Consider the following 11342-nt stretch of genomic DNA (forward strand, 5'->3'; position numbering starts at 1 on the left):
CGGGGGGCCGGGGGGTGTTGTGGCGCGCGGGCCCCGGGCCGAAGCCAATTTTCCCGGGGGGGGCAAAAAGGGGGGGCACCGGGGGGGGGGCGTTGAGGTCGCCATTGCCCCCCCCCGCCAGCAGCCCGCCCCCCAGCCCCGCCAGTACCGGGATCCATGCCGGCAAATCGGTCAACCCGGGGAACACCGCGCGGCTGAAGTCGGAAGTCTGCGCCAGGCTGGCGGCGATCATCGCCGACAGGGCCAGCACCGAACCCGAGGACAGGTCGATGCCGGTGGTGATGATCACCTGGGTCACGCCGATGGCCAGCAGGCCGATGACCGAGACCTGGAGGATCATCAGCACCAGGCGCTGGGAATTGAGCAAGAAGCTCTGCTCGCGGACCACCCAGCCGGACAGTTCGAACACCAGGGCGATGCCGATCAGCACCAGGAAGATACTCAGTTCGGTCGGCAGGCGCCGGCGGCTCTTGGTCGGTGCCAGGGCCGGTTTGTTTTCCAGTATTGCGTTCATCACCGTCCACCTTGATCAGGGGCGGCGCCATTGCAGGCGGCCGGCCCAGGTTGAATGTCGTGTGTCGCCGCTAGTGTTCCAGGGCCAGGCCCGAGGCCAATTGCATCACCCGCTCCTGGCTCGCCTCGCTACGGTCCAGGGCGCCCATCAGTTGCCCCTCGTGCATGACCAGCACCCGGTCGCTCATGCCCAGGATCTCGGGCAGTTCCGAGGAAATCATCAGCACCGCCATGCCCTCTGCGGCGAGCGTGGCGATCAGGCGGTAGATCTCGGCCTTGGCTCCGACATCGATGCCCCGGGTCGGCTCGTCGAGGATCAGGATCCGCGGCCGGGTCATCAGCCAGCGGGCCAGCAGGGCCTTTTGCTGGTTGCCGCCAGACAGGGTGTCGATGCACTGCTCCAGCGACGGGGTCTTGACCCGCAGCTGGCGACACATGCCCTCGCACAGCGCGCGCAGGGCCTTGTGCTTGACGAAACCCGCCCCGGTATAGCGGTTGAGCACCGCCACTTCCATGTTCTCCAGCACCGACAGGCAGGGGAACAAACCGCTGAGCTTGCGATCCTCGGTGAGCAGCGCCAGGCCCTGGCTGATGGCCACGTGGGGCTCGCCAATGCGCAGCACCTGGCCATCGAGGATGATCTGCCCGCCATCGGCCGGGGTGATGCCGAACAGGGTCTCGGCCACGTTGGTCCGCCCCGAGCCCATCAGCCCGGCGATACCGAGGATCTCGCCGGCATGCAGGTCGAACGACACCCCCTCGAATACCCCGTCCAGGCGCAGGTCGCGTACCTGCAGCAAGCGCTCGCCGATGGGCTGGTCACGCGTGGGGAACAGCTGGCTCAGCTCGCGCCCGACCATCATCGAGATCAGGCTGTCGCCGTCCAGGCTCTCGGCCCGTTGCAGGCCGATGTAGGTGCCATCGCGAAACACCGCCACCTCATCGGCGATGGCGAACACTTCGTTCATCTTGTGGGTGATGTAGATGATGCCCTTACCCTGGGCCTTGAGGTCGGCAATGATCGAGAACAGGTGGGCCACTTCATTGTCGGTGATGGCCGAGGTCGGCTCGTCCATGATCAGCACATCGGAGTCATAGGACACCGCCTTGGCGATCTCCACCATCTGCCGCTCGGCGATGCTCAGGTGGCCCACCTGTTCCTGGGGATCGAGCTCGATGCGCAGGCGCGCCAACAGCGCGGCGGTAGCGTGATGCATTGCCCGATGATCGACCAGCCCCAGCCGGCCCAGCGGCTCGCGACCGATCCAGATGTTCTCGGCGACGCTCATGTGCGGCATCAGGTTGAGTTCCTGGTGGATCATGGCGATCCCCGCCTCCAGCGCCGCCAGTGGCGAGGCGAAGCTCACCGGCCGGCCCTTGAGGCGCAACTCGCCGGCATCGGGCTGGTAGATCCCGGCGATGATCTTCATCAGGGTCGACTTGCCGGCCCCGTTCTCCCCCATCAACGCCAGCACAGTGCCGGGACGTACCCGCAACTGCACCTCGGACAGGGCCACCACCCCGGGAAAGCCCTTGCTGACATTGATCACCTCCAGCAGGTAAGGCTCGATGACGGGGGTGATCCCGGCCGGATTCGAAACGGACGCACAGGCGTTCATGCTCAGCTACTCCCACCGCCAGGCACCCAGGGCACCCGGTCGGCTTGCTCGGTGAATGAGGCCCGGCTACTTGAACTGGGCGACGTTGTCCGGGGTGATCAACCGATACGGGATCCACACCGCAGCCTCCACCGGCTGCTGCTTGATCATCTTCACCGCGGTCTCCACCGAACCCTCGGCCTGGCCCTTGGCGTCCTGGAATACCGACACCGCCAGCTCGCCGCGCTGCACCGCGCGCAGCCCGTCGGGGGTACCGTCGACCCCGGCGATCAGCACGCTGCCGCGTTCCACCCCGGCCTGGTTCAAGGCCATGGCGGCGCCGATGGCCATCTCGTCGTTGTTGGCCACCACGGCGTTGAACTCGCGGCCCTGGGTCAGCCAATCATTGACCAGGGTCATGCCGCGGTCGCGCAGCCAGACCCCGGTCTGCTCCTGGTCGATCCGAATGCCCGGGTACTGGGCCAGCACCTCCTTGACGCCCTTGGTGCGATTGGCCGTGGAGTTGTTGGCCAGGTCCCCCAGCAGGATCACCACGCTGCCCTTGCCGCCCATCTTTTGCGCCAAGTACTGCATCTGCATCCGCCCGGCCTCCAGGTCGTCAGAGGCCACGGTGACCACCCCCTTGGGCAGGGCCAGGTCATCCGGGCGGCGGTTGACGTAGACCAGCGGGATCCCGGCCTTGACCGCCGCCTCGGTGATCTTGCGAGTGGCGGCGGTATCCACCGGGTTGACCACGATGGCGTCGACCTTCTGGCTGACGAAGCTTTCGACCTGGCTCAACTGCTTGACCACGTCGCTGCGGGCGTCCTCGAACTGCAACTGCACGCCCTCGGGCATGGACTTGGCCTTCTGGTCCATGGACTCGCGCAGATAGGTCAGCCAGGTGTCGTCGAACTGCGACATGCTCACACCGATCCGCACCTGGGCCTGGGCCACGCCGCTGGACAGCAGCAAGGCCAGGGCCAGGGAAACCACTCGGGTCTGGATATTCATCAAGGGTGCTCTCCAGGTTGTTGTCGGTTGGCGGCTCGGGCGCCGCCGTGCCTCAGGCGCGTGAATACAGGACCGGGGCGCCGGGCATGCAGCCCAGCAGCGAACCTTGGTGTTCGACACACAGGCAACCCAGCAGCGACAGCAAGCGGGAGGACCAGAAAGTGCGAGGCATCTCGCGTGGGGCAATGGCACCTGCCCGGGAGGGCAATGGCGCGGCAGAGCGAGGGATCTTCATCGACGGTACCTGTGTTGTTTTTGTTGGATGACTGGCCAGGGCACCAGGCAGAACCTGAAGACCCCGGCAGCCTGGGTAGTCGGCAACCTGGAAACGACTCTATTGGAAAATATTTTCTATATCAACTCATTTTAGAATTTTATTGCAAGACCTGCTCAAGCCCCATCCAAGGGCCTTGGCCCTGGCCTCTCAACCATAGAATGCGGGGCGCGGCGGCAAGTGCACCGGCACGATGGCCCCGCTCCGCTGGGCCTGGATGCAAGCGTCGGCAGCCACCGCCGCCGCCAGGCCGTCCCAGGCCGAGGGGCCACCCACCTGCCCTGCCGCCACGGCATCGATGAAGGCTTGCAGCTCGACGTCATAGGCGGCGATGAAGCGCTCCTTCCAGTCCATGAGGATGGCGCTGGACAGGTTGGCCGCACTGCGCAGTTGCACCTGGGGCGGCTCGGGCAGGCGCGCGATACCGCTCTCGCCCACCACCTCGCACTGGATGTCGTAGCCGTATTGGCAGTTGACGAAAATCTCCACATCGATCCGCACCCCACGGGCGGTCTCCAGCAGCACGATCTGCGGGTCGCGCAGTTGCCCATGGGCCTTGCTCGAAACCCGTGGGAACAGCACCTGCACCGAGACGTAGTCGTCGTCCAGCAACCAGCGCAGCACATCCAGTTCGTGGATCAGGGTGTCGGTAATGGCCATGTCGGTCTTGTAGTTCGGCCCTACCCGCGGATTGCGGTGGGCGCAGTGCAGCATCAGCGGCGTGCCGATCCGACCGCTATCCACCACGGCCTTCAGCGCCTGGTAGCCAGCGTCATAAGGGCGCATGAAGCCCACCTGGACCAGGCGCTTGCCATGGGCCAGCTCGGCCTCGACGATGCGCCGGCAGCCCTCGGCGGGCACCGCCAGGGGTTTCTCACAGAACACCGGCTTGCCGGCGGCGATGGCCGCCAGCACGAACTCCTCGTGGCTGGGCCCCCAGGACGTGACCCGCACCGCCTGCACCTGCGGCGAGCGGATCAAGGCATGGCCGTCTGCATGGACTTCAGCCTGCAATTGCAGGTCGTCGACCACCCGCGCCGCCTGTTGCCGATCGATGTCGGTCACGGCCACGACCCGGCTGCCCTGCAGGGTCTGGCTGCAACGCCGGATGTGATCCTGGCCGATGGCCCCGGTCCCGATAACGCCTAGCTGCAAAGACATGGATGTACTCCTGTGGTGGTTCGTGGCAAAGGATCAATACTGGCGGGCCCTGGCCAGCTCGGCGGCAATGGCCCGGGACGCGGCGGCAACCCGCTCGCTGTCAGAGACTTGGGCCACCCCCACATGCCACCAGGACTGGTAGCCGTGGAGCATGGTCTTGGGCAGGACCTTGATGTCGATCAGGGTCGAGACCGTCTGCCGGCGGGCATCCGCCAGGGCCGCCTGCAACTGCTCGAGGCTGGTGACCCGGTAGGTCTTGCAACCGTAGGCCGCGGCGCTCATGGCGTAGTCCACCGGGATCAGGCCGCCGTCGAGCCGGCCGGTGAGCGGGTCGCGATAGCGAAATTCGGTGGCGAAGCTGTCCTGGCCCTGGCCCAGTTGCAGGTTGTTGATGCAACCGAAGGCCATGTTGTCCAGCAGCACCAGGTTGATCTTGCGCCGCTCCTGGAGCGAGGTGACCAGCTCCGAATGCAGCATCAGGTAGGAGCCATCCCCCAGCAGCGCATAGACCTCGCGCCCGGGTTCGGCGAGCTTGACCCCCAGGGCCGCGCCGACCTCGTAGCCCATGCACGAATAGCCGTACTCCACGTGGTAGCTGTTGAGCCCCTTGCTGGCCCAACTGCGCTGCAAGTCGCCGGGCAGGCTGCCGGCGGCAGCGACGATCACCGCGTCTTCGTCCAGCACCTGGTTGAGCACGCCCAGGACCTGGCTCTGGGTCAGGCAGGAGCCGGTGAGTTCGATGAACTCGCGCAGCACCGCCGGGTCCAGCGAGTCCGCGACCTCGGGCACGAAGGCCTGCGCCGAGTACTGCAGTCCATGCAGGCGCTGCACCTCGGCCGCCAGCTGCGCCTTGGCCGTCGTCACCTGCTCGCCCCAGCCGGCGCGATAGTCACGCTCCACCAGGACCTGCGACAAGCCCTGCAAGCCGGCCCGAGCATCGGCCAGCAGTTGCACGCCATCGAGCTTCAGGGCATCGCCGGGGTTGACGTTGAGATTGAGGAACTGCACCTGCGGATGCTGGAACAGCCATTTCGAGGACGTGGTGAAATCGCTGTAGCGCGTCCCCACGCCGATGATCAGGTCGGCCTCCCGGGCCAACAGGTTGGCCGCCAGGCAGCCGGTCTCGCCAATGCCGCCGACGTTCAGCGGATGGCTCGAGAGCAGCGCGCTCTTGCCCGCCTGGGTCTCGGCCACGGGAATCGCGAAACGCTCGGCGAACGCCTGCAGCGCCTCGCCGGCAGCGGAGTACTTGACCCCGCCGCCACAGATGATCAGCGGCCGGCGCTTGCCCAGCAGCAGCGCCGCGGCATCGGCCAGCATGGCCGTGGTGGGCAGGCGCCGATCGATACGGTGGACCCGGCGGGCGAAGAACGCCTCGGGATAGTCGTAGGCCTCGGCCTGCACGTCCTGGGGCAGCGCCAGGGTCACCGCGCCGGTTTCCGCCGGGTCGGTCAGCACCCGCATGGCCTGCAATGCGGCGCTCATCAATTGCTCCGGGCGGTTGATCCGGTCCCAGTACTTGCTCACGGCCTTGAAGGCATCGTTGGTGCTGATGCCCAGGTCATGGAACTGCTCGATCTGCTGCAACACCGGGTCCGGCTGGCGGCTGGCGAACACATCGCCGGGCAACAGCAGCAAGGGGATGCGATTGGCCGTGGCGGTGGCGGCCGCGGTCAGCATGTTCGCCGCGCCAGGCCCCACCGAGGCGGTACAGGCATAGATCTGGCGGCGCAGGCGCTGCTTGGCGAAACCGATGGCCGCGTGGGCCATGCCCTGCTCGTTGCGCCCCTGGTGCACCTGCAGGCCACCCGGGTCCTGCTGCAGGGCCTGGCCGATGCCCAGCACGTTGCCGTGGCCGAAAATGGTGAAGACTCCGGCGACGAAGCGGCTCTGTTGTCCATCCACCTCGACGTACTGATTGTCGAGGAACTTCACCAGGGCCTGGGCCATGGTCAGGCGTAGCGTGCTCATTTCAGCTCCTTGCAAAGGATAGGGGCATGGCGCCGGGCACTCATTCCAGGGCCTGGCGCAGATGGTCGATGCTGGCGCCCAGGGCCTGGCGGATATCCACCTGGCCATGGACGCAGGCGGCGAAAGGTTCGAACGACAGGTAGCCGGTGTAGCCCTGGTGCAACAGCGCCTCAAGTTGCGCCACGTTGCCGAGCCGATCCGCTGCGCTCACCAGTGCCCGATGGCCATCGCGCAACAGCCCCAGGGGCGCCTGCGCATCCTCGACCCCGGAGATATGCACCAGGCCGGTCAGCTCGGCGAACAGCTCCTGCTCTCCAGCCAGGCGGTGATGGAAGGTGTCGTGCAGCAGGCGCAGGACATCCAGGCTGGCGGTATCGCGGACCGCCTCCAGCGCCAGGCGCTTGCTGCACAAGGCGCTCTCCTGAAAGCCCAGGGGCTCGATGAGGCCGCACAGGCCATGCCGGCGCAGTACCGGGGCGATCCCCTCGAGGGCGCTACGCAGCGCCAATGCCCGCTGCGCGGCATCACGCGCGTCCCCGGCCTCATTCAGCGGACACAGCACCAACCCCCTGGCACCGCAGGCCACGGCATACCCGGCCAATTGCCGCAGTTGCCGCTCGCGCTCCGGGTTCCACACATCGAAGGGATACAGCGCATTGATCGACAGCACCCGCACGCCACGGCTGGCGCACAGCTCGCGAACCCGCTCCGGCGGCGTGCCATCGGTGATTTCCACGCCCGGCAAGTCATTGCGCAACTCGATGGCATCGATCTTCAGGTCCAGCGCCAGGTCGATGAACTCCAGCAGCGACAAGCTCGGGGCGACCATCCGGTTCAAGGCAAAACGCAAGGGCCGGGGCATGTGGCTGATTCTCCCTATGGCGTGGCGCTCTCAGAGATCGAGCAGCCAGCTGTGCCGCGGATCGTTGTGGAATTGCCAGGCGCGTTTCGGCCCGGCCATGACATTCAGGTAGTAGGACTGGTAGCCGTACGGCACGCAGACCGGGTGATAGCCCTCGGGGACCACCACCAGGTCGTGGTGCTCCACGGCCATGGCTTCGTCCAGTCGTCGATCGTCGGTGTACACCCGCTGGAACACGAAGCCCTGGGGCGGGTCGACCTGGTGGTAATAGGTCTCCTCGAGAAAGCTCTGGTGCGGCAGGTCGTCGGTGTCGTGCTTGTGCGGCGGGTAGCTGGAGGAATGCCCGGATGGCGTGCGCACCTCCACCACCAACAGCGAATGCGCCGGCTCGCTGGCCGGCAGGATGTCGCAGACATAACGGGTATTGGCGCCCTTGCCCCGTACGCTGCGCGCGCACTGCTGCGGGCGGATCAGCCGCGGCGCCAGCCCGGCCTCGCGGCAACCGGGGGCCGCGCAGACCGCCAGTTGCACCGGGCCCAGCGCGGTGATCCGGGCCTGGCTGCCCGGCGGCAGGTAGACGGCGAACGGCGCCAGGTCCTCGAACACCGACTGACGCTCGCCGACCTCCTCCCAACGGAACGCGCCATGCCCCGGCGCTTCGCCCTCGACCCACACATGCCCGGCCAGCAGCACCAGGCATAGCTCGTGTTCACCGGCACTGACCGGCAGGCTTTCGTCCGGGCCCAGGCGATAGGCGGCGAAACCCACGTACTGCAAACGGCCTTCCTCGAGTCGCACCAGCTCCTGGCCCGCGCCCGTGCCCTTGACCAGCAGGCTCATCGAGCAGCCCTCCCGTGCCCGGCGCTGGCCAGCAAGGCGCGCAGGGTGTCGTAGCCTTTGCGGGCATACACCTCGCTGGGGGCCACCGCGGGGTCCTGCTCGGCCTCCACCACCAGCCAGCCCTGGTAGCCGGCGCCCAGCAATACCTGCAGCAACGCGGCAAAATCCAGGTCGCCATCACCGGGCACGGTGAAGGTGCCATTGACGATACAGTCGGGAAAACTCCAGAGCTGGTTGCGTGCCAACTGCACCACCGGCTTGCGCACATCCTTGAAATGCACATGGCAGACCCGCCCGACATGCCGGCGCAACACCTCCAGGGGCTCGCCACCGCCCATGTAGCAATGACCAGAGTCGAACAACAGGCCCACCTCGGGGCCGCTGCGACGCATCAGCTGGTCGATGTCCTGCGGCGATTCGACGTAGGCGCCCATATGGTGGTGATAGGCCAGGCGCACGCCCTGGGAGAGGGTGAAACGGGCCAGTTCGGTGAGCTTGTCGGCATATGCCTGCCAGGCCTGTTCGGCATGAAAGCGCGGGCGCTCCACCAGGGCGATGGGTTGGCCCTGGATCGAGTCGGCCACCTCGCCATAGACCAGCACCGTGGCGCCGTTGTGCGCCAGCAATTGCACATGGGCGGCGATGGCCTCGATCTCCTCGGCCACCGAACGCCGCGCCAGCTGGCCGCTGTACCAGCCGGAAACCAGCGCCAGCTCGTAGGGCCGCAGCACCTCGGCCACCCCCTGGGCATCCTTGGGGAACTTGCCGTTGAGCTCGAAGCCCTCGTAGCCGATGGCCTTGCCTTCGGCCAGCGCCGTGTCCAGGGGCGTCTCGCCCCCCAGGGACGGCAAGTCGTCATTGCTCCAGGAAATCGGGTTGATGCCAATTCGGATCACGGGCATGGCTGCACCTTTTATTGTTGTTCGGATCGCACTCTAAAAAACCGCCGCGCCACCAAGGCGTGGGGCGTTCATGGGCGGGCGCTGCGCCAAGCCTCGATCAACTGGACAAACGTGCCCTGTACTTGCTCGATCAGCTGCTGGTCGTCGATCTCCCCTGCCAGCCAGGCGCGGCTGGGCTCCTGGAAGATCGTGCGACCCACGGCGAAGCCTCGGCAACTGCTGCTGCCGGCGGCCTGGCGAAAGCCCTCGGCCAGGGCCTGGGGCGAGGCGTTGAGCCCCAGCAATACCACCCCACGGCAGTAGGGATCACGCTCCTGGATCAACTGGTCCAGGCGCTGCCACTGCTCGCGATCCTGGGCCTCGATCTTCCACCAGGCCGGGTAGATGCCCAGGTTGTAGAGGCGCTTGATGGCCCGGTAGAGCACCTCGGGATGGGCCCCGGGCACGTCCTTGGGCGGGATGACTTCCAGCAGCAACTCATGACCGCTGGCCTGGGACGCCTGGTACAGGGCGCGGATCTGCGCCTCCTGCTCCAGGCGCAGCATGGGCTCGTCATCGGGATGAAATTGCACCAGGCACTTGATGATCTGCTCCTGGGGCCAGGCGACCAGGTTGCTGCCGATGGCCCGGCCCTGCTCGAACACCAGGGGCCGCGAACCCTGCAACTCCACCGGGCGCGCCACCCACCAGCCACGACCGGTGGCGGCGTTCAGCGCATCCTGGCCGAAGCGCTGGTCCGCCAACACACCGACATCGGCCTCGACGCCCTGGCGTCGCAGGTCGGCCTCGACCCGCTGCACCGCCTCGACGAACAGCAGCTTGAGTTGTTCGATGACCTTGAGCTCGCGCCCGCCCTGGCGGGCCAGTTCCACCAGTTGCCCGCGATGATCGAAGGCGAAGATGAACAGCGGCCGCCACGCCTTGCGCGGCACGCTGACCTGGTGCAGGCGCCGCAGGGTCGGATCCTGGTCCGGGCGGGTGATGGGCCGCGGGCTGCCGAACAGGTAGTCGAGCTCGGCACGGGTCGGCATCGCCGGGGCACAGGCATGGCGCGAGACCACCAGGGCGCCGCAGGCATTGGCCAGCTGGCAGCAGCGCTCATCGTCCGCCCCCTCCAGCCAGCCACTGAGAAAGCCGGACATGAACGCATCGCCGGCGCCCAGCACGTTCAGCACCTCGACCTGCACGCCCTGGTGCACCTGCAACGCCTCCAGGTGCCCGGGAATGGCCCCATGGATCACCGTGCAGCCCCTGGGCCCGAGCTTGACCACCAGGGTCGCGGCCGTCAGCTCGCGCACCCGGCGCAGGGCCGCCAGCAAATCCGGCTCGCCCCCGGCGATCAGGAACTCCTCCTCGGTGCCGACGATCAGCTCGAAGCGCGGCAGGATGCCCTGCACGTGCTGGCTGACCTGGCGGTCGGCGACGAAGCGGGTCTGGCCATCGGCCTTGGCCGCCAGGCCCCAGAGCACCGGCCGATAATCGATGTCCAGCACTCGCCGCACCCCATGGCGCTCGGCATAGTCGAGGGCCTGGATGCTGGCGCGGTAGACCTGGTCGCTGGAAAAATGCGTGCCGGTGATCAGCAACGCCTTGCTGGAGGCGATGAAGGCCTCGTCGATGTCCTCGGCGGCCAGGGCCATGTCGGCGCAATTCTCGCGATAGAACACCAGGGGAAAGCTCTCGCGGTCCTTGAGGCCCAGCAGGACCAGGGCCGTCAGGCGCTCGGGATCGACCCGCACGGCGCGGGTGTCGCAGCCTTCGCGCTGCAACGACTCCAGCAGGAAGCGCCCCATGTGGTCGTCGCCGACCCGCGTCAGCATCGCCGACTTCAGGCCCAGGCGCGCGGTACCGAAGGCGATGTTGGCGGACGAGCCGCCCAGGTACTTGGCAAAACTGGCGATATCTTCCAGGCGGGCCCCCACTTGCTGCGCGTAGAGGTCGACGCCCAGGCGTCCGAGGCAGATCAGATCCAATTGACGCCCACTGGCAAAGCGGTCCTGGCCCATGCTGGCTCCTGTTATTGTTATCAGCCGCTGCCTGCCGCCGGTTCCTCGGCAAGCACTCTTGGTGGGTGCAGACTAGAACGGCTTTCACTGCCAGATCAATATTTATTCTAATTTTTTTTACATGGAATATTTTTTCCACTAAAGTTCGCTGCACGTCGCAATCTGTGCCCTGCATCGTTTCAGCAACGCGCCGCAGGCCCC

At 66.7% G+C, this 11342-nt stretch carries 9 protein-coding genes and 1 pseudogene; all 10 read right to left on the reverse strand.

What is annotated here, in order from left to right; translation table 11 throughout:
* Positions 1–514 (reverse strand): annotated as a pseudogene (locus ACK6AU_RS29875) (ABC transporter permease); the annotation flags it as partial.
* A gap of 70 nt (positions 515–584) precedes the next feature.
* The gene (locus ACK6AU_RS29880; RefSeq protein ID WP_409303232.1) at positions 585–2132 is read right to left on the reverse strand and encodes a sugar ABC transporter ATP-binding protein; all 1548 of its coding nucleotides are present in this window, start codon (positions 2130–2132) and stop codon (positions 585–587) included.
* Positions 2133–2198: 66 nt separating this feature from the next.
* Positions 2199–3125, reverse strand: coding sequence for a sugar ABC transporter substrate-binding protein (locus ACK6AU_RS29885; protein ID WP_409303234.1), 927 nt, complete (start codon positions 3123–3125; stop codon positions 2199–2201).
* 52 nt (positions 3126–3177) lie between these two features.
* Positions 3178–3360 (reverse strand): hypothetical protein, encoded by a 183-nt coding sequence (locus tag ACK6AU_RS29890; protein WP_185699335.1) that lies wholly within the window; start codon positions 3358–3360, stop codon positions 3178–3180.
* Between the two features lie 189 nt (positions 3361–3549).
* Entirely contained in the window at positions 3550–4560 is a 1011-nt protein-coding gene (locus tag ACK6AU_RS29895) for a Gfo/Idh/MocA family protein (RefSeq protein WP_409303236.1), read from the reverse strand.
* Positions 4561–4593: 33 nt separating this feature from the next.
* Entirely contained in the window at positions 4594–6531 is a 1938-nt protein-coding gene (gene iolD / locus ACK6AU_RS29900) for a 3D-(3,5/4)-trihydroxycyclohexane-1,2-dione acylhydrolase (decyclizing) (RefSeq protein WP_409303238.1), read from the reverse strand.
* Positions 6532–6571: 40 nt separating this feature from the next.
* Complete coding sequence (locus tag ACK6AU_RS29905) at positions 6572–7393, reverse strand: TIM barrel protein (protein ID WP_409303240.1); 822 nt, start codon at positions 7391–7393, stop codon at positions 6572–6574.
* 30 nt (positions 7394–7423) lie between these two features.
* A complete protein-coding gene (iolB, locus tag ACK6AU_RS29910; protein ID WP_409303241.1) occupies positions 7424–8233 on the reverse strand; it encodes a 5-deoxy-glucuronate isomerase in 810 nt (269 codons plus the stop codon).
* Positions 8230–9135 carry a myo-inosose-2 dehydratase gene (gene iolE, locus ACK6AU_RS29915; protein WP_409303243.1) on the reverse strand — a complete coding sequence of 302 codons (906 nt, stop codon included), beginning with the start codon at positions 9133–9135 and terminating at the stop codon, positions 8230–8232. The genes iolB and iolE overlap by 4 nt, the downstream gene beginning before the upstream one ends.
* Positions 9136–9203: 68 nt before the next feature.
* Positions 9204–11141, reverse strand: coding sequence for a 5-dehydro-2-deoxygluconokinase (gene iolC, locus ACK6AU_RS29920; protein WP_409303245.1), 1938 nt, complete (start codon positions 11139–11141; stop codon positions 9204–9206).
* Positions 11142–11342 lie beyond the last annotated feature (201 nt).

Origin of the sequence: Pseudomonas sp. KCJK8993, assembly GCF_046230915.1 — a bacterium.
Taxonomy (GTDB): domain Bacteria; phylum Pseudomonadota; class Gammaproteobacteria; order Pseudomonadales; family Pseudomonadaceae; genus Aquipseudomonas; species Aquipseudomonas piscis.

Coding starts and splice junctions, on each gene's coding strand:
- ACK6AU_RS29885 (WP_409303234.1), bottom strand. CDS start 3,125: ATGAATATCCAGACCCGAGTGGTTTCCCTGGCCCTGGCCTTGCTGCTG.
- iolE (WP_409303243.1), bottom strand. CDS start 9,135: ATGCCCGTGATCCGAATTGGCATCAACCCGATTTCCTGGAGCAATGAC.
- ACK6AU_RS29895 (WP_409303236.1), bottom strand. CDS start 4,560: ATGTCTTTGCAGCTAGGCGTTATCGGGACCGGGGCCATCGGCCAGGAT.
- ACK6AU_RS29905 (WP_409303240.1), bottom strand. CDS start 7,393: ATGCCCCGGCCCTTGCGTTTTGCCTTGAACCGGATGGTCGCCCCGAGC.
- iolD (WP_409303238.1), bottom strand. CDS start 6,531: ATGAGCACGCTACGCCTGACCATGGCCCAGGCCCTGGTGAAGTTCCTC.
- ACK6AU_RS29890 (WP_185699335.1), bottom strand. CDS start 3,360: ATGAAGATCCCTCGCTCTGCCGCGCCATTGCCCTCCCGGGCAGGTGCC.
- ACK6AU_RS29880 (WP_409303232.1), bottom strand. CDS start 2,132: ATGAACGCCTGTGCGTCCGTTTCGAATCCGGCCGGGATCACCCCCGTC.
- iolB (WP_409303241.1), bottom strand. CDS start 8,233: ATGAGCCTGCTGGTCAAGGGCACGGGCGCGGGCCAGGAGCTGGTGCGA.
- iolC (WP_409303245.1), bottom strand. CDS start 11,141: ATGGGCCAGGACCGCTTTGCCAGTGGGCGTCAATTGGATCTGATCTGC.